The following is a 20085-nucleotide window of genomic DNA, read 5'->3' as shown; positions in this document are numbered from 1 at the left end:
GGAGGCGTGAGGTGCGGTTGCGGTGCTGTGTGGGCGGGACTCAAAGGGGCAGCCGCGAGGGCGAAGCACGGCGACGTAAGGACCGCAAGGAGCGAGCGACGCGAGCGACTGAGGACCGCAGCGAGTCGCGCGAGCCCTCGTGGCTGGGGCTTTGGAGGTGTTCTCCGCAGTGTGGTCGAGAACGTATAGCCGAGCGGCTGGGGCTTTGGAGGTGTTCTCCGCCGACCCGACTCAATTACTTATAAATAAACGTCTGATCGCCGGAATCGTTCGACGCCGATTTACGGCTCACGCGCTAACTCCGACGCATAATGGGATACGCGTGCCCCGTCTGCGAGACCCCACAGCGCGACGGCGAGCACCTCGCGCACCACCTCGCGTTCACGGCGATGCTTCACGGCGACGACCACGAGGCGTGGCTCGACGACCGCGTCCCCGACTGGAGCGGGCGGGACCCCGCCGGGCTCGCCGACGCGGTGACGCCGCACGCCGAGGACGCCGAGTACCACGAGGTGTTCGAGGACACCGTCGACCGCGGGCGCCCCGACGTCGACCTCGGAGAGCACGACCACGCGGGACAGGCGGGAGCCGGCCACGGCGGCCAGCACCACGACCACCCGACCGATCGCGGCGCCGCCGGCCCGACCGACCCGGAGACCGAGGCCGCGCTGCGCGAGGCCCGCGAGATGACCCGGGAGATGTTCGAGGGGGACGGCGAGGGCGACGCCCCCGACGACGCCTCCGACGACGCCCCCGACGACGCCTCCGACGACGCCCCCGACGATCCGTCCGCGTAACGGAACGCCCTTTTCAATCGACGCCGAACGCCCGGTATGCACACCAGAGGGACGTTCGCTCCCGAGACCCGCGCCGACGCGCTCGAGCGCTACGAGGAGGTCGGTCCGGTCGCGCAGGTCGTCGTCCGCGAGGCGACGAAGGCGATGGAGTTCGGTGCCGACGAGTACGACGACCGGGTCACCCCCGAGGTGGTCCGGACCGCCCGCGACGCCACGTTCGCCGAGCTGCTCGCGGTCCACGTCGGCGACGAGGCCGAGTTCGACGCGTGGCTCGCCGACAGCGAGTTCGACGGGGACGACGTCGTCCGGATCGGCTCCGACAACGTCGACAACCTCGTCTGGCACCCGATCCCCTTCGCGGACACCGTCGTCGCGGCGACGTTTCAAGCGGAGCCCGACGCGGCCGCCAGCACCCTCCGCCGGAACGCCTTCGGGCGCGTCTACCGCGAGGAGTTCTACGAGTCTGGGCGGTAACCCTTCCGGCGGCGCGGCTCGGTGTCGGAGTGAGTCGAATAAAAACGAGCCGAATCGGGAAGCGACGCTTAGGCGAGTTCGTCGATATTCTCGACGACCGCCTCGGCGAACTCGCTGGTCGCGAGCTTCTCGCCGCCCTCGATCTGTCGGTGGAGGTCGTAGGTGACCCGACCGGAGGCGATCGTCTCCTCGACGGCCTCGCGCACGAGGTCGGCGGCGTCGGACCAGCCGAGATACTCGAGCATCTCGCGGCCGGAGAGGATCATCGCGGTGGGGTTCACCTTGTCCTCGCCGGCGTACTTGGGCGCGGAGCCGTGGACGGGCTCGGCGAGACAGCGACCGTGGCCGCGGTTGATGCCAGGCGCGATGCCGAGGCCGCCGATCTGCGCGCCGGCGGCGTCGGACATGTAGTCGCCGTTGAGGTTCATCGTCGCGATGACCTCGTACTCGTCCGTCCGGGTCAGCAGCTGCTGGAGCATGTTGTCCGCGATGCGGTCCTTGACGACGAGGGTGCCCTCGGGCCGCTCGCCGTCGTGCTCCTCCCAGAGCTGGTCCTCGGTGATGACGTCGTCGCCGTACTCCTCCTCGGCGACCTCGTAGCCCCAGTCGCGGAACGCGCCCTCGGTGAACTTCATGATGTTCCCCTTGTGGACGAGCGTGACTGAGTCGCGGTCGTTCGCGAGCGCGTAGTCGACCGCCTCGCGGATGAGGCGCTTCGAGCCAAACTCGGAGATGGGTTTGACGCCGATGCCGACCGGGCCGTCGTGGATGACGTCGGCGACGTCCATGTCCTGTTCGAGGAAGTCGCGTACCTCCTCAGAGCCGTCGGTTCCGGCCTCCCACTCGATGCCGGCGTAGACGTCCTCGGTGTTCTCCCGGAAAGTGACCATATCCATCTCCTCCGGGCTCTTGACGGGCGACGGGACGCCGTCGATGTAGTAGGTCGGGCGGACGTTCGCGTAGAGGTCGAGCGTCTTGCGGAGCGCGACGTTCAGCGACCGGAAGCCGGCACCGACGGGGGTCGTCAGCGGGCCCTTGATCGCGACGCGGTGGTCGCGGATGGCCGAGACGGTGTCCTCGGGGAGGTTCTCCCCGTACTTGTCGCGGGCGGAGCCGCCGGCGTAGACGCGCATCCAGGCGATGGAGCGGCCGGTCGCCTCCGCGGCCGCGTCGAGTACCTGCTGTGCCGCCGGCCCGACGTCGGTGCCGATCCCGTCGCCGTGGATGATCGGGATGACGGGATTCGACGGGACGTTCAGCTCGCCGGTCTCTTCGTCGGCGAGCGTGATCGCCTCGCCGTCCTCGGGGACGTCGACTTTATCGTAGCTCATGAACGTCCGCCGATTCTGGTGGTGGCTTGAAGTGCCTGCCGCTTTCGGCGTGAGCGCCGTGCTCGCAGGTGTTGCCGGTTTTGAGCCTCAGACGGACTCGACGTCGACGTCGAACATCGCCCGCCACCGGTAGCGTCGCCCGCCCCAGACGAACGTCTGCCGCGTGAGTGCGTACGCGAGGAAGACCGGCGAGGCGATCACCGACGGACCGGCGAGCAGGAACGTCGCCCGCCGGACCCCGAACCGCGCGTACGTCGCCCCCGACAGCGCCGTGACGAGCGCCGCCCCCGCGACCGGCGCGAGCAGACACAGCGACGCGAGGCCGACCGAGAGGGCGACGTTGAACGCGGTCGCCAGCGGCGTGTGGCGTCGCGTGATCTGGAGGAACCGGACGAACCGCTCCAGCGACTCCCGCGGCGACCCGCCCGCGGCGACGGTCCGGGTGCGGTCGGCGGCGCTCACGTCGAGGTGCTCGGCGAGGGTCCCGTCGTCGCTGACGGTGCGTCGGAGGTCCCGGAGGAACGTCGCCTCCCCGTCGCGGAGGTCGCCGCGTTCGAAGACGACCCCGCCGCCCCATGCGATCCCGCCCCGTGAGACCGGGAGGGTCCCGCCGATGACGTACGCCGGCTCGAAGAACCGCCCGAGCGGGTCCGTCCCGACGAACACGGGGACCTCCGTGGTCGGCCCCTGTCGCTCGTAGTCGGCGTTGAGCCCCGCGAGCCACCCCGGCGGGTGCCGGAAGTCGTCGTCGGTCCAGACGATCCGGTCGCGTTCGGCCGCTTCCATCCCGACCGCGATCGCGTTCGCCTTCCCGGAACACCCCTCGGGTTCTCCCGCGAGGACGACCCGAACTCGGTCGAGGAGATCCTCGGACCTCCCGTCATCGTCGCTTCCGCCGCCCTCGCTCCGGCGCTCGGCCACCGGGTCGTCGTCGGTGTCGCAGATCACCAGCAGCTCGTCGTCCGCGCCGAGCTGGGCCGCCACCTCCGAACACGCCTCTGTCCAGCGCACTGTCGGGAGGAGCACGGAGGTCGGCGGCCGGGATCGCTCGCTGTCCGTCACGCCGGTCGGTTCGGGAGGCACACGGATAAATAGCCAGTCATCCGGGGCTCACCCCGACCGACACCCCCGCGTCCCGAGGTTCATCCCGACCGACACCCCCGCGTCCCGAGCTTCCGGACCCGGGCCTCTCCGCCCTCCGTGACGTCGATTTCGACCATCGAGACGGTCACCGACGCCGCCCCCTCGCCCGCGAGCCCCGCCGACCGGTCACAGAGGTACGCGAGGAGCGGGTCGACGCGACCGGGCGCACCGTCGCCCGCCAGCAGGGTGAGGTATTTCCGCCAGCGTGCGGTCGGATACGCCCGCGCGTCCGACGGGGGTCGGTCGACCGCGACGGGGTCGCCGTACAGCGCGTCGACCGCGTCGCCGTCGGCGGTCGTCGCCGTCGCGAGGAGGCGCGCGTCGATCGAGCTCGGGTTCGGCGCGAACATGTCCCAGCCGTACTCGGTCGGGTCCGCGGTCGTCGCCACGGGCTCGGGCGCGTCGACGAGCCCCACCGCCATGCCGTTCCACGCGAGCAGGGACACGAGGAGGACGGCGGCGACGGCGGTCGCGACGCGACCGCTGACTGTCCGGCCCGGCGGCGTGCCGACCGCTCGGTCCGGCGGGCCGCGAGTCGCCCGATCTCTCGGCCCTCCGTTTCGCGGGTCGTTGGCGAGAACCGACTCCGCGGACCGGCGGAGCCGCGCCCCGGTCGGCCCGACGACCTCCTCGACGCGACCCCAGACGAACGGCGGGAAGAAGGGCAGCAGGCCGGCCGCCGACACCAGCGGGAAGACACCGAGCTGGAGCGCGAGCGCCATCGAGAGGTGCGCGGCGACCAGGCTCCCGGTGAGCGCCGCCCGGACCCGTCCCGCTGACGCGACGAGCAGCGGCGACGCGACGAGCAGCGCGAGCCAGCCGTAGGTCGCGACCGCGAGCAGCGCCGGCACCTCGGGGAACAACTCTCCGAGCGGCCCGTGGAGGTACGTGAGCCGGAACACCTGCCCGACGGCCTCGCCGCGGAGCCACGCCGTCCCTCGGAGCTTCTCGACCGCGTTGGCGAGGTAGACCACGACGACGACGGCCAACAGGAGCGCCGAGGCGGGGCCGACGAAGCGGTTTCTGGCCGTGTGGACGAGTTCCCCGCTCGACGGCCTGCCGCGCACGGCGTCGAGCGACCAGCGCGCGCCGAGGGGACAGAACAGCCCGGCCGCGAGGAGTTGTGCGAGCAGCTTGTCGCCCGCGTTGAGGACGAACGGGTTCCGCGCCTGCAGCGACGCGAGCAGGACCAGCGAGACCGCGGCCGCGAGCCGGGTCCGGTGGCCGACCGCGAGCGCCACGGCGGCGGCCCCGGCGACGAGGAACAGCAGCGCGACGGGCGGCGTCGCCCCCGAGACCGCGTGGAGGGAGAAGCGAGCGGCGAGGGGGTACGCCTCCGCGAGCGCCGAGCGCGGGAGGACGCCCGCGTCGGTGTAAAACGCCCTCAGGTTCCGGGCGCGCAACCCGAGGTCGACGAGGAGGACGGTCCCGAGCGCGATCCGGAACGCCGCGAGCGCGCGCCGGTCGACCCCGACACGGACCCCGACTGCGTTCCGGAGGCGGCGACGAAGCGGGCTCTGACCGGTCGACTCTCCGGCGGAACCCGGTTCGGAACCGCCGGGAGCGTCGTCGCCGGCGCGTCCTCGGTCGTCGCTCACGATGGTTGCGACTCCCCGAGGGGCGGGAATAGGTCTTGCGGCGCGGACCGACGGCGACCGGCCGCGCGACGCCCGACCGCCCGGCGCCACCGCCCGCCGCTTCCCGGACGCTTATCCGACCGCCGCGGAACCTGCCGGTATGTCACAGCGACCCCCGATGCGCGTCGTCGTCCACGGCGGCGCCGGCGGCGTCCCGGACGAGCCGGCGCCCAGACAGGAGACGCTCGACGAGGCGGCCGAGCGCGGCGTCGAAAGCGACACCGCGCTCGACGCCGTCGAGGCGGCGCTCGCACCTCTCGAATCGAGCCCCCGGTTCAACGCCGGCGTCGGCGGCGCGGTCCAGTCCGACGGCGTCGTCCGCACCGACGCGGGGGTGATGACGTCGGACCGCGAGGCCGGCGCGGCGTGCTCGATGTCGGGCGTCGAGCACGCCGCGAGCGTCGCCCGCGTCGTTCACTCGGAGACACCGCACGTCTTCGTCTCGGGCGACCACGCCGTCGAACTCGCGGACGACTTCGGCGTCGAGACGGGCGTCGACCTGCTCACCGACGAGACGCGCGAGCGCTACGAGAGCGAGGACCCGCCGCGAGGTGGCCCGCGCGAGCACCTCGACTGGCTCGCGACGCGGTTCGGATCGGGCGGCGATCAGGCCGGCGGCGGGTTGGAAAACGGCTCCCAGGGCGACGGCGACCCGGGTCGCGCGCCCGACCACGACACGGTCGGCGCCGTCGCGTCCGACGGCGAGCGGTTCGCGGCGGCGACCTCCACGGGCGGTCGGTCGTTCGCCCTTGCGGGTCGCGTCGGCGACGTGCCGCAGGTCGGGTCCGGCTTCTTCTGTACCGAGGCCGGCGGCGCGAGCGCGACCGGGGCCGGCGAGGACATCGCGCGCGTCACGCTCTCTCGGCGCGCCGCTGGGTATCTCGAGGAGGGAGTCGGGGCGCAGGAAGCGGCCGACCGAGCGATCGACGAGTTCGAAGAGATCACGGGATCCGGGGCCGGCGTGATCGTTCTCGGGGAAGACGAGGCCGGAAGCGCATTTAATACCGAGGGGATGCAGACGAGTATCACTTATAAATAGTCGCTGACACGGCGGGCGCTCGTTTATAAATAACAGATTTCGCGGTGACCATCTCCAACGCCCCAGCCGCTCGGCTATACGTGATCGCTGACTTCGCGGTGACCATCTCCAACGCCCCAGCCGCGAGGGCCGCGCACGCTTGCTGTGCGCTTCAGTCGCTCACTTCGTTCGCTCCTTGCAGTGCTTGCGTCGCCTCCCCGGCCCTCGCGGCTGCCCCTTTGAGTCCCACCCAGACCGCACCGCAGCCGCGTCTCACGCCTCCCCAGCCTCGTCGGGCGGCCTCCGCTTCGCTCCGGCCGCCCGACTCCCTCGCGCGCACCTCGCGCCCTGCGGGCGCTCGGCGGCACGCGCCGACCGCATCGTTTTTGTACATAGCTGTCGCGGCCTGTCGGCCGCTCGCAGGCACGCGCCGACAGTACAAATCGGCTGAGCGTCGCCGGTCATTTATAAACAGCTCTGTGACAACCATTCCGCTTCGGCCCGTCGCCCGCGGAGGCGAGGATACAAATCCGCCCGCCGCCTTGCCCGCGTATGGTCACGTTCCTCGCCGGCGGCACGGGGACGCCGAAGCTCCTCGACGGGGCGACCCGCGTGTGGGACCCCGAGGGGGTCTCGGTCGTCGCCAACACCGGCGACGACGTGGAGCTCGGCGGCCACCTCGTCTGCCCCGACGTCGACACCGTGCTGTTCGCCGGCGGCGGCGTCCTCGACCGCGAGACGTGGTGGGGGATCGCGGACGATACGACGGCGACCCACGACGAGCTGCGGCGGCTCGCCGAGGCGGTCGGGCTCGGGACAGCGCCGCGCTACCTCGACGACGAGGCGCAGACGGCGGGCCGCGAGATCGCCCGCTGGCGGCGCTTCTCCGGCGTCGGCGAGTTCATGGAGATCGGCGACCGCGACCGCGCGGTCCACGTCACGCGCACGAGCCTGATCGACGAGGGGAACTCCCTCACCGAGGCGATCCGAACCCTCGCGGACGCCTTCGACCTCGCCGTCGACCTCCTCCCGATGGCCGACGAGCCGGTCGCGACACTGATCCACACCGAGGCGGACGAGACGCTCCACTTCCAGGAGTTCTGGGTCGCGCGTCGGGGAGAGCCCGCCGTCGCCGACGTGGAGTTCCGGGGCGCGGACGACGCGGAGCCGACGGCAGCGGTCCGCGAGGCGCTCGCCGATCCGGTCGTCATCGGCCCCTCCAACCCCGTGACGAGCATCGGTCCGATGCTCGCGCTCCCCGGGTTCGAGGCGGCGCTGGCCGAGACGCCGGTCGTCGCGGTCTCGCCGTTCGTCGGCGACGAGGTCTTCTCCGGTCCGGCGGCCGACCTGATGGCCGGCCTCGGCCGCGACCCCTCGACCGCTGGCGTCGCCGACGCCTACCCGTTCGCGGACGCGTTCGTCCTCGATGACGACGATCCGACCGAGCTCCCCGACCGCCGCGTGGAGCGCACCGACACCCAGATCGACGACGCGGACGACGCCGAGCGCGTCGCCCGGGCCTGCGAACGCGCGCTGGCGGCGGTGGCGGACGCGGCGACGACCGACGCGGAGGTGGCAGAGTGACGGCGAACGGGGACGACGGCTCGACCCCGTTCCTCGCCGCCGCCAGCCTCAGCGGCGCGGCCGACGCCGACTGGGCGCGTGCCGCGGCCCCCCACGTCGACGCGGCGGTCCTCGGCGGCATCGCGCTCGACCCGGCGAGCCGGGCCGCGGCCCGCGACCTCGCCGCGCGCGGACGCTCCGAGTTCCTCCCCGACGACCCCCTCGCGTGGATCGACCGTCAGCTCGCGGCGCTCGCCGACGCCCCGGTCCGCCCCGGCGTCAACGTTCGGAGCGCGACCGTCGATCCGGTGCGCGAGGCGGCCGCCGTCTGCGCCGACCGCGGCGCGGTCTGCGAGGTCAACGCCCACTGCCGGCAGCCGGAACTCCGCGCGGTCGGCTGCGGCGAGTCCCTCCTCCGCGAGCCCGACCGGCTCGTCGACTCCGTCGCCGCCGCGGCCGAGACCGACGCCCGGACGAGCGTGAAGGTCCGCGCCGGCGTCCCCGGCGTCGACCTCGTCGCCGTCGCGGACGCCGTCGCCGACGCGGGGGCCGACTGGCTTCACGTCGACGCGATGGACTCGGAGGCGGCCGTGGCAGAGTTGACCGCGGACGAGGGGGAACCGCTCCGAACCGACCTCACCGTCATCGCGAACAACGGCGTCCGGGGTCGGCGGACCGTCGCCGAGTACGCCGCGTACGGCGCCGACGCCGTCAGCGTCGGGCGACCGACGGAACACCCGGCCGAGCTCGCGCGCGTCGCCGACGCGGTGCGCGCGTGGCGCGACGGGGAGCTGCCGGCTGACGAGCCGAACCCTCCCCGGGGGGCGTCACCGTGAGCGCCGCGCGCGACCCGGTCGACGACGCGACCCTCGCGCTCCTCCTCGAGGTCGCCGGTACCCCCAAACCCGGGAACGTCGACCGCCGACGAGACCTGGACGACCTCCGGTTCGAGTCGTTCCTCGGTGGGGCGGTCGGTGCCCGCGAGGGGCTCGAACTGGCCGCGACCGACGAGGCGTCCGTCGGCGACGCCTTCGAGCGCGGGGTGGCGGGAATGGCCGACCGCGCGGGGACGAACACCCAGTTCGGCTGCCTGCTGCTCTTGGTTCCGCTGCTGCGCGCGACCGTGGACGACACCGACTCGTCACCCGCGGGCCGCCTTACCCCCACTACCGTCGACCGCGTGACCCGCGACGCCACCGTCGACGACGCGGTCGCGTTCTACCGCGCGTTCGAGCACGTCGACGTCGCGGTCGCGGACCCCCCCGCTGACGCGGCCGACCTCGACGTGCGCCGCGGGAGCGACGCGGCCTCAGTCCTCCGCGATCGCGGGCTGACGCTGCGAGACGTGCTGGCGATCTCGGCCGACCCCGACGACCCCGACCGCGTCCCCGACCGCAACGCGCAGGAGTGGGTCGAGGGGTTCCCGCGGACGTTCCGCGCCGCCGAGTGGATCCGCGCCGACACGGGGCCGCTGACCGATCGGGCCGCTCGCGCGTTCCTCGGACTGCTCGCGGCCGAGCCCGACACGCTGGTCGCCGCGAGCCACGATCCCGAAACGGCCCGCCGGGCGAGCGCCCGGGCCGCCGCGCTGCTCGGCGGCGGGGACCCGGGCTCCGCGGGCCCCGCCGACACTGACGAGATCCACGCCGACAGCGTTCACCGGGCCGACCTCGACGCCGCGGAGTCGCTGGCGACGGCGTTCGTCGACGAGGGGATCAACCCCGGGACGACCGCTGACCTCACCTCCGCCGCGCTGTACGTGGCGCTCCGACGCGGCGCGGAGGTGGCGCCGTGAGCGACGGCGCCCCCGACCGAGACCGGCCGAGAGCCGGCGCCCCCTCGCCCGACGGCTGGCCGGTCGCGCTCCGCGGCGTCACCGAGTCGGTCGTGACGACGCTCGGCCCGAACGACCGCTGGAACGTCGCAGCGCTTGGGCTCCACGCGCCGGCCGAGCCCGGTGACCCCGTGACTGCGCGGACCTACGGGCGCACCCGAACGTGGCGGAACTTCACCGAGCGCGGCGGGGGCGTCGTCCAGTTCACGACCCATCCGCGGACGTTCGTCGACGCCGCGCTGACGGTCCGGGAGACCGATGACCCCGTCCTCGAAGGGGCCGACGCGTGGGTCGAGGTGACCGTCGATGAGGTCGGGCGCGAGACGGAGGGCGACACCACGATCCGGACCTGGGCACTCGACCCGGTCGAGAGGGCGGTGCGTCGGGAGCGCGTGCCGACGATCAACCGCGGGTTCGGCGCGGTCATCGACGCCACGGTGGCCGCCTCGCGGCTCGACGTGCCCGGCTTCGACACGGACGAACTCCTCGACCGCCTCGCGTACTTCGCCGACGTGGTCGACCGCTGCGGCGGGCCGGCCGAGCGCGACGCGTTCGCCCGGATCGACGAGGCGACCGGGTGGCGGGCGCTCGGGCAGCCGGAGGCAGACGAGCGAGAGCGGGACCGCGGCGACGACGAGTCCTGAACGAACCCATGTGGCTCCCCCGGCGTGATACCGCCTCGGGGCCGTTCGCGGCGTAACGAACCCTTTTAGTTCGGGCCGGCGGTATCGCTCGGTATGGCCATCAAACCCAAGTACATCAAGCAGCTCGGGAAGGTCCTGCTGGAGCAGTACCCCGACTCGTTCAACACGGACTTCGAGACGAACAAGGAGAGCGTCACGGCCCTGACCACCGTCGAGTCGAAGGGCGTCCGCAACCGGATCGCCGGCTACGTCACCCAGAAGAAGGCGCAGGCGGCCCAGAAGGCCTAACGGGCTCCGAGTTTTCGACCGTTCGGCTCGCTCCTCCCGAGCCGCCGCGCTCGGTCCGTCCGAGCGCCCCGCGACTTATCACCGAAGCCGCGGCCACCTCGCCGCGATGGACGCCCTCGTCCGGCCGGTCGTCGACCCGACGTTCGCGGCCGCCGCGCTCGCGTTTCTGGCTGGAGGCGTCGCGCTCGGCACCCTGAGCGGGCTCGTGCCCGGTCTCCACGCGAACAACTTCGCGCTGCTGCTCGCGGGGCTGGCTCCCTCGGTCTCCGCCGACCCCCTGCTCGTCGGCGTCGCGATGCTCGGGGCGGGCGTGGTCCACTCCTTCCTCGACATCGTCCCCGCCCTCGCGCTCGGCGTCCCGGACGCGGCCACCGCGGTCGCGGCGCTGCCAGGCCACCGGCTCGTGATCGCGGGGCGCGGCCGCGAGGCGATCCGGCTCTCCGCCGTCGGGTCCGGGCTGGCCGTGGCGCTCGCGGTCCCCCTCGCCGTGCCGATCACGTGGGTCATGATGCGCGGCTACCCGACTGTTCGGGCCCATCTCCCGCTGCTTCTGACCGGCGTCGTCGCCTTCCTCGTGCTCACCGAGTCGTCGAAGCGGGCCGCGATAGGCGGGTCTCTCGCGTTCCTCGCGAGCGCCGCGCTCGGGCTCGCGACCCTCGACGTCGACCCCGCGGCGCCGCTCGACGCCGGCGGCGTCCTCGCGCCGCTGTTCGCCGGGCTGTTCGGCGCCCCGGTCCTCGTCGACGCGCTCGGCGGCGAGGGCGTCCCGCCGCAGGCCGACGCGCGGATCACGATGGGGCGCCCCGACCTCGGGGTGAGCGCCGGCGCCGGGTCGCTCGCGGGCGCGGTTGTCGGGTACATCCCCGGTGTCTCCGCAGCCATCGCCGCCGTCGCCGCGCTGCCAGCGGTCCCGCGTGACGAGGGCGATCGGGGGTTTATCGTCGCCACGAGCGGTGCCAACACGGCGAACACGATATTCGCGCTGTTCGCGCTCGTCGCGCTCGGCACCCCGCGGACGGGGGTCACGGTCGCCATCGACCGCGCCGAGGTCCCCTTCGCGCTGCCGACCCTCCTCGTCGCCGCCGGCATCGCGTCGGCCTGCGGGTTCGCACTCGTTCTCCTCGTCGGCGACGCCTACCTCCGCGTCGTCGGGAACGCCGACTACACCCGCCTGTCGGTCGGCGTGTTGGCGCTGCTCGCCGGCGTCTCGTTCCTGTTCGCCGGACCGTTCGGCGTCGGTGTGTTCGCCGTCGCCGGCGCGCTGGGGCTCGTCCCGCCCCGGGTCGGTGCCCGGCGAGTCCACCTGATGGGCGTGTTGATCGGACCGCTGATCGTCGGTTGAGGGGTGTGGATACGCCGACGGGCCGCGCCGCGACCGGCGGTCTCAACGCGCGAGCGTCGCGGTACCGTGGCGCAAGCCGCGCTCTCCGGTCGCCCCCAAAGAACAACGGTTAAAAGTCGCGCGGTGGTGGTTCTGTGTATGAGCGAGAGTGAAACGCAGGGCACCCGACAGTGTGTCTCCTGTGGTATTCAGGTGGCCGGCATGAACGCCGCGCGATTCTCCTGCCCGGACTGCGGGACGACCATCCACCGGTGCGCCAAGTGCCGGAAGCAGAGCAACCTCTACGAGTGTCCCGACTGCGGCTTCCGAGGGCCGTAGCATGGGAGACGTCGCTGCCAAGATCAAGATCATGCCGAACAGCCCCGACGTCGACCTCGACGACCTGCAGGACCGACTGGAAGAGTCGCTCCCCCAGGGCGCGAAGATCCGCGGGTTCCAGCGCGACGACGTCGCGTTCGGGCTCGTCGCGCTTCTACCCACCGTCATCGTCCCCGACGGCGCGGGCGGCACCGAGGCCGTCGAGGAGGCGTTCGACGACGTCGACGGCGTCGAGTCCGTCGCCGTCGAGAACGTCGGTCGACTTTAAAAACAACCACGGCCGGTGTTCGGCCGCGTTTTCGCTTTTCACATCCGAAGAGCGCCTGCGCCAGTCGTCCCGAGAGCGACCGATTACCCCGCGTGCTCCTCGACCCACGCGGCGAGCTCCTCGCCGGGAACGAACCCCTCCGCGCGGCGCGCGACCGGCTCGCCGTCGACGAACAGCACGAACAGCGGGACGCTCCGCACGTCAAACCGCTCGACGAGCGGCGCGTCGTCACGGGGGTTTATGAGCGCGGCGTCGACGCCGAGATCGCGAGCGACGTTCGCGAGAACGGGCTTCATCCCGTCACAGAGGCTACAGCCGTTGGTGTAGAACTCGACGATCGCGGCGTCCGCGTCGGCGACGAAGGCGTCGAGCGCGTCCGCGTCGGCGAGCGAGCTCGGACGACCGACGTTCCCGTCTCCGTCTGATTCAGCGCTGTCGGCCGTAGTATTGGACATTACGAGCATTATTGGGCTCGGACACGGATAAACGCTCGCTCGGAGCGACGCGGCTCGTCAGTCGCCCCGACGCGCGCCGGTCCCGTTCACGAGACGTCGACCGCGCCGCCGTCGGCGGCGCTCTCGGCCAGCGCGTCGATGACCCGCATATTGGCGATCGCCTCCGCCCCGTCGGTCAGGGGATCGGCGCCGTTAGCAACTCGGTCGGCGAAGTGCTCCACCTGCAGCCGGTACTGGTCCACGGGGTCGAACGTCTCGGCGCCGCGCTGACCGTCGATCTCGTAGGTCAGCTCCACCGGCTCGTCCGCGGGCGCGTCGAACGCCCGCTCGACCTCGATCCAGCCGTTCGTCGCGTCGATCCGGTACCGCTGCACGAGCTGGGTGTCGAAGCCGGAGGCGACCCGGGCCGACCGACCGTCCGCGTACTCCAGTACGCCCGCGAGCTCCGTGTCGACGCCGGCGTCCCGGCTGTCGTTCGCGTGCGCGTACGCCCGGTCCGGTTCGCCGAGGACGGTCCTGACGAGCGAGACGGGGTAAGAGCCGACGTCCATCAGCGACCCGCCGGCGAGCTCCGGATCGAGGCGCACGTCGTCCGGCCGGTCGTACAGCGGGAACCGGAACGTCGAGGTCACCGTGCGCACGTCGTCCAGCTCCCGCTCGACCAGTTCGAGGACGCGCTCGGTGCGGGGGTGGTACCGGTACATGAACCCCTCCATCAGCGTGACGCCGCGGTCGTCGCAGTGGTCCGTCACCTCGCGCGCCTCCGCCGCGTCGACCGCGAGCGGCTTCTCGCAGAGCACGTGGAGCCCGGCGTCGGCCGCGCTGGTCGTCCACTCGGCGTGGAGGCCGTTCGGAAGCGGGACGTAGACGGCGTCGAGCTCGTCGTCGTCGAGCAGCGCCTCGTAGGAGCCGTAGCTCCGCGGGATCGACTGCGCCTCGGCGAACGCCGCGGCCCGGTCCCCGTCGCGCGACGCGACCGCGCCGACCGCGTGGTCGCTGGCCGCGATCGCCGGGACCACCGCCTTGCGAGCGATCCCCGCGGTGCCGAGCACGCCGAAGGTGAGCGGACCGTTTCGTGTTGACATGCGTGACTGTCCTCGCCACGGTGTAGAAAAAGGACCGATAACCTCGCCCCGAATCGGTCGGCGGCCGCTCGCGCGGCGCTACCGGTCGGCCGGGCCGGAATTCGCGAGCGGCGAGTCCTCGTTGACGCACTCCGGACGGCCGCAGACGCCGGCGTCGGCGCCGGCCTGCGAGACCCCCCCGGTGAGCGACTCGATCTCCCACGCCACCTCGTGGCCGGTCGCCGCCTCGTGGTCGTCGAGCGCGGTCCGCGCCGCCGGGAGCCCGTCGTACCCCGCTTCGAACGAGCAGTCGGCACACCGGACCGAGACGCGCGTCTGTTCCATACCCGATATTGGTCGGACGGCACAAAACACCCGCGGTACGAGGCTCGCAAAAAGGCGGCGGCTCGGACCGTCTCGCGTCGCTACGCCGGCTCGTCGCCCTCGGGCTCCGTCCGCCAGCCGCCCGTGAGCGTGACGACCCACAGCAGGATGCCGCCGAGCGCGAAGACGGCGGCCATGTAGGGAATGAGCGGGAGCTCGACGCCGACGAAATCGAGGACCGTCCGGAGCTCGTAGACGATCACGCCGAACACCGCGAAGGCCACGAGGAGCCCGCCGCGGGTCCGGTCGAGGCTCATCGGACCACCTCCGCGAGCGAGGCGGCCGCGTCGCCGACGGCACCGACGAGGGGCGTCACGGCGCCCGCGAGCGCGTCGAGCGTCGACACGAGCCACACCGGGTACGTGCCCACCCCCGGACCGAGCAGGCCGCCGCGGTTGATGATCGCCGCCAGCGGGAGGGCGTACGCGAGGACGACGAGGGTCAACGCGATCCCGACCCACAGGCGGAGGCTATCGAGTACGCGTGGGGCGTCGTCGGGGCCGGACAGCGCCGGCGGCAGCGACTCGGCGAGCCCGGAGACCTTCGGGTTCCCCATCGTGAGGACGAGGTTCCCTATGAACAGCACCGTCGAGACGAACAGGAGCGTCCCGCCGATGGCGATCTGAATGTTCAGCTCCTCGAACCCGCCGAACATCGTCGGGTAGTCGAAGCCGCTATACTCGGGCTCCGCAGTCCGCCGCGGTACGCCCATGATCCCCTGCGCGTGCATCGCGTTGGACATCAGGGCCATGCCGATGAACCAGAGAACGACCTGGAACAGCCCGATCGGCCGGCTGTAGATCGGCTTGTTGGAGATCTGCGGCCAGAGCCAGTAGGTCGCCGCCATGAACGTGAGCGCGACGGCGGTGCCAACGGTGAGGTGGAAGTGGCCCGGCACCCAGATCGTGTTGTGGATCATGTAGTTGATGTTCATGCCGGCGTTCACCATCCCGGAGAACCCGCCGGCCGCGAACATCAGCCCCGCGAGCATCATCCCCGTGAACGCCGGGTCGCGCCACGGGAGGTCGGTGAGCCAGCCGAGGAGGCCGCTCCCGCCGCGCTGGCGGGCGCCGTACTCGACGCTCGCGACGACCGTGAACGCGGTGAGCAGGCTCGGCAACAGCAGGAACATCGTGTTTGTCATCGAGATGAACTTGAACCCCTCCGCGATCCCCGGGTCGAGGTACTGGTGGTGGATGCCGACCGGGGTCGACAGCAGGAGGAACAGGACGAAGACGACGCGCGCGAGCGGGTCGCTGAACAGCCGTCCACCGGCGATCTTCGGCAGGACCGTGTACCACAGCAGGTACGCCGGCATCAGCCAGAAGTAGACGACCGGGTGGCCGAAGAACCAGAACAGCGTCCGGGTCAGCGTCGGGTTCACCTGGTCGATCAGGCCGAGCGACCACGGCAGCAGGAAGATCAGCACCGAGGCGGCCACGGCGGACGACGCGATGTACCACATCGCCATCGTCGTCAACACCATGAACGTCTGGAGCGGGATCCGCTCGTCCGGGTGCTCGCGCTTCCACGCGAGCCACGTCCGGAAGAAGTCGGCCCCGGCGATCCACGACCCGACGATGAACACCGCGAGCCCGGCGTAGAACATCGGGTGCGCCTGCAGCGGCGCGTAGAACGTGAACAACACGTCCGCGCTCATATCGATGGAGTCGACGAAACCGGCGAGGATCGACACGCCGGTCATCGTCATCCCGGCGGCCATCAGCCCGTACCACGTCCACGTGATCTTGGTGTTGAGGAGCGGCCGGTCGAGGCTCCGCACGACCGCCCACGTGAACAGTCCCACGAGGAAGAAGATGGTGAAGCTGATCACCATGAACACGCCGTGGGCGGTCAACACGGTGTAGTAGTCGGTCGACGGAATGATCCGCGCCACGTCGGTCCGGTGGAGCGTCTGGATGATCCCGAAGATCGCGCCGAGCGCCAGCGCGAAAAAGGAGCTGAGCAGCGCCGCCCGGACGATCCGCGCCTCCTCGGGGAACTTGTCCGCGAAGGTCTGCTCGGCCTCGATGGCCTCGCTCATTCGCCGTCACCTCCGCTGCTCTCGAACTCCGCTTGGCTCACGACGTTTACCTTCCCTTCCATCACGTGGTGGCCCGCGCCGCAGTACTCGTTACAGATGAGCCCGTACTCGGCCGGCTCGTCGGTCTTGACCGTGATCTCCGAGACCTCGCCGGGGACGACCATCGTGTTCAGGTTCGTGCCCGCGACCTCGAACCCGTGTATCACGTCCGCGGAGGTGACGTAGAACGTCACCGTGCTGTTCGCGGGCACGACGATCGGATCCGGCTGGAACCCGAACTGCCGAGCGACGACGTACGCCGCGTACTCGTTCTCTCCCACCTGTTCGACGCGAGGCTCCGAGAACCGCTCGTCCTCGTCCAGGGCGCCCGGATCGATCGTCGGCTCGGTGTCGCTCACCATCGCGACGCCGGGACCGACGGCGCCGTAGGTGACCGACCCGAGGAGAAACAGGATTAACAGCACCGACGCCGCCAGCCAGATCTTCTCGTAGGCGTGAATGTGCATCTCGTGATCACCCCACGACGATCAGATCGCGGCCAAGGAACTCGATATAGTAGATGTACACCCACGAAAGCACGAGGATGACGAAGTATATCGCGATGAGGGTGAGGGTCCCGATCGGGTCGAACTCCTCCGTCTCACCGCTCACGTCGTCCGTCGGAGCGTGTGCGGTCTCGTTTTGGCCCATGGGCGGGGTTAACAGCAAAGAAGTATATAAGATCCACCCGTTCTCGGACTCTGAAAACACGGGTGTTATATATTTTCGGCGGCCGATAGGGGACGATATGGACTTCTCGATCCAACAGGGCGTGCTCCTGGTCCTCGGCGGGCTCGTTCCCGCGGCGGTGTTCATCGCGGATCGGGCGGAGATCTTCGTCGCGATCACGCTCGTGAACGTCCTGCTCATCTGGGCGAGCCTCCGGATCGCGACCGGCGGAAGCTTCCCGGGAGTCGGCGGCGACGCGGACGACCCCGAACACGCGTAGTCGACCCGAACAGGCCGCGGGACCACCGCCCCCGGTCCGCGGACCGCTCGGAGAGAACCCGGACCACGTATGACAGGCTGTACACTCTGTGATCTCCCGGTCGGAGACGACCCGCACACCGCGCCCGACGTCGACGGCGAGTTCTGCTGCCGGGGCTGCCTGACGGTCGCGCGCTCGCTCGACGACGTCGAGGACCTCGACGACCTCGACGCGCGCCGGCCGGCCGCGACGCCGGACGAGGAGTTCGACGGCGAGACGACGTTCCTCCACGTCGACGGGATGCACTGCGCGACCTGCGAGTCGTTCCTCGAGATGACGGCGGGCGAGCAGGAGGGGGTCGCGGCCGCCGAGGCGAGCTACGCCACCGACACGATCCGGGTCGACTACGACCCGGAGGCCGTGGACGCGGACGAGCTCCCCGACCGGCTCTCGGTCGCGGGCTACTCGGCGAGCCGCCGCGCCGACCCGGACGCGGACGAGGACGACGCCGTCGTGCGGTTCCTCATCGGCGGCGGCTTCTTCGGGATGATGGCGATGCTGTGGTACGTCCTCTTCCTCTACCCGACCTACTTCGGCTACGAGCCGATCATCGAGCTGGGCGGGGTCTCGGGCACCTATCTCTTCGCGCAGATCTGGGTGTTCGCCTCCATCGTGCTGTTTTACACCGGCTATCCGATCCTGCGAGGCGCGTACGTGAGCCTCCGGGCGCGGCAGCCGAACATGGACCTCCTCGTGTCGCTCGCGGCGGCGAGCTCGTACGCGTACAGCACGCTCGCGCTGCTCGTCGGGCGGACCGACCTCTACTTCGACGTGACCATCGCCGTCATCTTGGTCGTCACCGCCGGCAACCACTACGAGTCGGTCATCAAGCGCCGGGCGACCGGCATGCTCGCCGACCTGACGACGACCGAGGACCGCACCGTGCGGACCGAGGCGGGCGAGACCCTCGCCGCAGACGAAGTCGCCCCCGGCGACCGACTGCTCGTGCGCCCCGGCGAGCGCGTGCCCTTCGACGGGACCGTCGCCGAGGGGACCGCCGCGGTCGACGAGGCGCTCGTCACGGGGGAGTCGCTCCCGGCGACGAAACGCGAGGGCGACCCGGTCCGCGGGGGCACCGTCGTCACCGACTCGCCCGTCGTGATCGAGGTCGGCGAGGACGCGGCGAACACGCTCGACACCCTCGTGCGCCTGCTCTGGGAGATCCAGAGCTCGCGGTCCGGGATCCAGCGGCTCGTCGACCGACTGGCGACGGTGTTCGTCCCCCTCGTCGTGGCGGTCGCGGCCGTCGGCGCCGCGGCCACCCTCGCGCTCGGCTCGGCGCCGATCGACGCGGCGCTCGTCGGGCTGACGGTGCTCATCGTCTCCTGCCCGTGCGCGCTCGGGCTGGCGACGCCGCTCGCGGTCGCCGCCGGGATCCGCGACGCGGCGAAGCGCGGCATCGTCGTCGTCTCCGACGCCGTCTTCGAGGCGGCCGCCGACGTCGACACGGTCGTCTTCGACAAGACCGGGACGCTCACCGACGGCGAGATGCGGCTGCTCGACGCGACCACCGAGGACGGGGCCTCGGTCGACCGCGTCCGCGAACGGGCGGCAGCCGTCGAGCGCGCTTCGATCCACCCGGTCGCCGAGGCGATCGTCGCGGGCGTGCTGAGGGACGCGGAAGACGGGACGACCGAGCGGCCGGCGACCGACGGCGGCGCCGCGGCCGCCGGCAGTTCGACGAGTACACCGGACGCCCCCGCCGCGACCGACGTCGACGTCTTCGACCGCGGGGTCGCGGGGCGCGTCGGCGGCGACGAGGTCGTCGTCGGCCACCCCGACCTCTTCGACGAGCGGGGGTGGCCGGTCTCGGACCGGCTCCGCGAGGCGGGGGCGGCCGCCCGCGACCGCGGGAACGTCCCCGTCTACGTCGGCTGGGACGGTCGCGTGCGCGGGGTCCTGACCGTCGGCGACGAGGTGCGCGACGGGTGGGAGGCGGTCGTCGCCGACCTCGACGCGGACGGTCGGCGCGTGGTCGTGCTCACCGGTGACGCGCCCGCGGCCGCGACGCGGTTCGCGGACCACCCCGCGATCGACGAGGTGTTCGCCGAGGTGCCGCCGGAGGCGAAGGCCGAGACGGTCCGTCGGCTCGGCGCGGACGGGCCGGTCGCGATGGTCGGCGACGGGAGCAACGACGCCCCCGCGCTCGCCGCGGCCGATCTCGGGATCTCGATCGCCTCCGGCACGGACCTCGCGGCCGACGCCGCCGACGCGGTCCTGCTCGACGACCGGCTCTCCGCGGTCCCGGAGCTGTTCGCCGTCACGCGCGGGACGAACCGGCGCCTGAAGCAGAACCTCGGCTGGGCGTTCGTCTACAACGCGGTGGCGATTCCGATGGCGCTCTCGGGCGTCCTCAACCCCCTGCTGGCCGCGCTCGCGATGGCGTCCAGCAGCCTCCTCGTGGTGACGAACTCGGCGCGGCCGGTGTTCGACCCCGACTGAGACGGCGCGCGG

Annotated in this window: 23 protein-coding genes; 13 read left to right on the top strand and 10 right to left on the bottom strand. The window is 71.6% G+C overall.

Annotated elements, in window-relative coordinates:
- The first annotated feature begins 311 nt into the window (after positions 1-311).
- Together N5096_RS10850 and N5096_RS10845 are read left to right on the top strand one after the other, a co-directional pair.
- Positions 312-797 carry a DUF5810 domain-containing protein gene (locus N5096_RS10850; RefSeq protein ID WP_267664652.1) on the top strand — a complete coding sequence of 162 codons (486 nt, stop codon included), beginning with the start codon at positions 312-314 and terminating at the stop codon, positions 795-797.
- Positions 798-833: 36 nt separating this feature from the next.
- Entirely contained in the window at positions 834-1271 is a 438-nt protein-coding gene (locus N5096_RS10845) for a DUF5809 family protein (protein ID WP_267664651.1), read from the top strand.
- Between the two features lie 68 nt (positions 1272-1339).
- On the opposite strand, the gene icd is transcribed toward N5096_RS10845, so the two are convergent.
- The 3 genes from icd to N5096_RS10830 all read right to left on the bottom strand — a co-directional run bounded on the left by icd (position 1340) and on the right by N5096_RS10830 (position 5343).
- Positions 1340-2602, bottom strand: a complete 1263-nt coding sequence (gene icd, locus N5096_RS10840) for an isocitrate dehydrogenase (NADP(+)) (protein ID WP_267664649.1) — start codon at positions 2600-2602, stop codon at positions 1340-1342.
- Positions 2603-2689: 87 nt separating this feature from the next.
- Positions 2690-3664, bottom strand: a complete 975-nt coding sequence (locus tag N5096_RS10835; protein WP_267664647.1) for a glycosyltransferase family 2 protein — start codon at positions 3662-3664, stop codon at positions 2690-2692.
- 80 nt (positions 3665-3744) lie between these two features.
- The gene (locus N5096_RS10830) at positions 3745-5343 is read right to left on the bottom strand and encodes an HTTM domain-containing protein (protein ID WP_267664645.1); all 1599 of its coding nucleotides are present in this window, start codon (positions 5341-5343) and stop codon (positions 3745-3747) included.
- A gap of 157 nt (positions 5344-5500) precedes the next feature.
- On the opposite strand from N5096_RS10830, the gene N5096_RS10825 reads away from it, so the two are divergent.
- The 9 genes from N5096_RS10825 (at position 5501) to N5096_RS10785 (ending at position 12657) form a co-directional block, all read left to right on the top strand.
- Entirely contained in the window at positions 5501-6421 is a 921-nt protein-coding gene (locus N5096_RS10825) for an isoaspartyl peptidase/L-asparaginase (protein ID WP_267664670.1), read from the top strand.
- 531 nt (positions 6422-6952) lie between these two features.
- Positions 6953-7984 (top strand): 2-phospho-L-lactate transferase, encoded by a 1032-nt coding sequence (gene cofD / locus N5096_RS10820; RefSeq protein ID WP_267664643.1) that lies wholly within the window; start codon positions 6953-6955, stop codon positions 7982-7984.
- Positions 7981-8799: a tRNA-dihydrouridine synthase gene (locus N5096_RS10815; protein ID WP_267664641.1), complete on the top strand. Its 819-nt coding sequence runs from the start codon at positions 7981-7983 to the stop codon at positions 8797-8799. The genes cofD and N5096_RS10815 overlap by 4 nt, the downstream gene beginning before the upstream one ends.
- Positions 8796-9758 carry a triphosphoribosyl-dephospho-CoA synthase gene (locus N5096_RS10810; protein ID WP_267664640.1) on the top strand — a complete coding sequence of 321 codons (963 nt, stop codon included), beginning with the start codon at positions 8796-8798 and terminating at the stop codon, positions 9756-9758. The genes N5096_RS10815 and N5096_RS10810 overlap by 4 nt, the downstream gene beginning before the upstream one ends.
- Positions 9755-10441, top strand: coding sequence for a DUF447 domain-containing protein (locus tag N5096_RS10805; protein WP_267664639.1), 687 nt, complete (start codon positions 9755-9757; stop codon positions 10439-10441). Before N5096_RS10810 ends, N5096_RS10805 begins: the two co-directional genes overlap by 4 nt.
- A gap of 93 nt (positions 10442-10534) precedes the next feature.
- On the top strand, positions 10535-10729 hold the full coding sequence (locus N5096_RS10800; protein WP_267664637.1) for a 30S ribosomal protein S17e: 195 nt from the start codon (positions 10535-10537) through the stop codon (positions 10727-10729).
- Between the two features lie 106 nt (positions 10730-10835).
- Entirely contained in the window at positions 10836-12071 is a 1236-nt protein-coding gene (locus N5096_RS10795) for a tripartite tricarboxylate transporter permease (protein WP_267664636.1), read from the top strand.
- Positions 12072-12209: 138 nt separating this feature from the next.
- On the top strand, positions 12210-12389 hold the full coding sequence (locus N5096_RS10790; protein WP_123113203.1) for an HVO_2753 family zinc finger protein: 180 nt from the start codon (positions 12210-12212) through the stop codon (positions 12387-12389).
- Position 12390: 1 nt separating this feature from the next.
- Positions 12391-12657: an elongation factor 1-beta gene (locus tag N5096_RS10785; protein ID WP_267664634.1), complete on the top strand. Its 267-nt coding sequence runs from the start codon at positions 12391-12393 to the stop codon at positions 12655-12657.
- Between the two features lie 83 nt (positions 12658-12740).
- Here N5096_RS10785 and N5096_RS10780 read toward each other — a convergent pair whose 3' ends face one another.
- From N5096_RS10780 to N5096_RS10750, 7 genes are all read right to left on the bottom strand, one after another.
- Positions 12741-13112 carry a thioredoxin family protein gene (locus tag N5096_RS10780; RefSeq protein ID WP_267664633.1) on the bottom strand — a complete coding sequence of 124 codons (372 nt, stop codon included), beginning with the start codon at positions 13110-13112 and terminating at the stop codon, positions 12741-12743.
- Between the two features lie 86 nt (positions 13113-13198).
- Positions 13199-14197: a Gfo/Idh/MocA family protein gene (locus N5096_RS10775; RefSeq protein ID WP_267664631.1), complete on the bottom strand. Its 999-nt coding sequence runs from the start codon at positions 14195-14197 to the stop codon at positions 13199-13201.
- Between the two features lie 78 nt (positions 14198-14275).
- A complete protein-coding gene (locus N5096_RS10770; protein ID WP_267664629.1) occupies positions 14276-14521 on the bottom strand; it encodes a DUF7542 family protein in 246 nt (81 codons plus the stop codon).
- An 80-nt stretch (positions 14522-14601) separates the two neighbouring features.
- Positions 14602-14817 (bottom strand): CbaC protein, encoded by a 216-nt coding sequence (locus N5096_RS10765; protein ID WP_267664627.1) that lies wholly within the window; start codon positions 14815-14817, stop codon positions 14602-14604.
- Complete coding sequence (locus N5096_RS10760) at positions 14814-16604, bottom strand: b(o/a)3-type cytochrome-c oxidase subunit 1 (RefSeq protein WP_267664626.1); 1791 nt, start codon at positions 16602-16604, stop codon at positions 14814-14816. The genes N5096_RS10765 and N5096_RS10760 overlap by 4 nt, the downstream gene beginning before the upstream one ends.
- Positions 16601-17110, bottom strand: a complete 510-nt coding sequence (locus N5096_RS10755; RefSeq protein WP_267664625.1) for a cytochrome c oxidase subunit II — start codon at positions 17108-17110, stop codon at positions 16601-16603. Before N5096_RS10755 ends, N5096_RS10760 begins: the two co-directional genes overlap by 4 nt.
- Positions 17111-17117: 7 nt before the next feature.
- Positions 17118-17294, bottom strand: a complete 177-nt coding sequence (locus N5096_RS10750; RefSeq protein WP_267664623.1) for a hypothetical protein — start codon at positions 17292-17294, stop codon at positions 17118-17120.
- Between the two features lie 97 nt (positions 17295-17391).
- On the opposite strand from N5096_RS10750, the gene N5096_RS10745 reads away from it, so the two are divergent.
- Entirely contained in the window at positions 17392-17592 is a 201-nt protein-coding gene (locus N5096_RS10745; RefSeq protein WP_267664621.1) for a DUF8131 family protein, read from the top strand.
- A gap of 69 nt (positions 17593-17661) precedes the next feature.
- Entirely contained in the window at positions 17662-20073 is a 2412-nt protein-coding gene (locus tag N5096_RS10740) for a heavy metal translocating P-type ATPase (RefSeq protein ID WP_267664620.1), read from the top strand.
- The last annotated feature ends 12 nt before the right edge of the window (positions 20074-20085 follow it).

It is taken from the genome of Halorubrum yunnanense (assembly GCF_026586675.1).
In the GTDB taxonomy this organism is placed as follows: domain Archaea; phylum Halobacteriota; class Halobacteria; order Halobacteriales; family Haloferacaceae; genus Halorubrum; species Halorubrum yunnanense.
The sequence above is the reverse complement of the archived record's forward strand: the minus strand, read 5'-3'. Positions and strand labels throughout refer to the sequence as shown.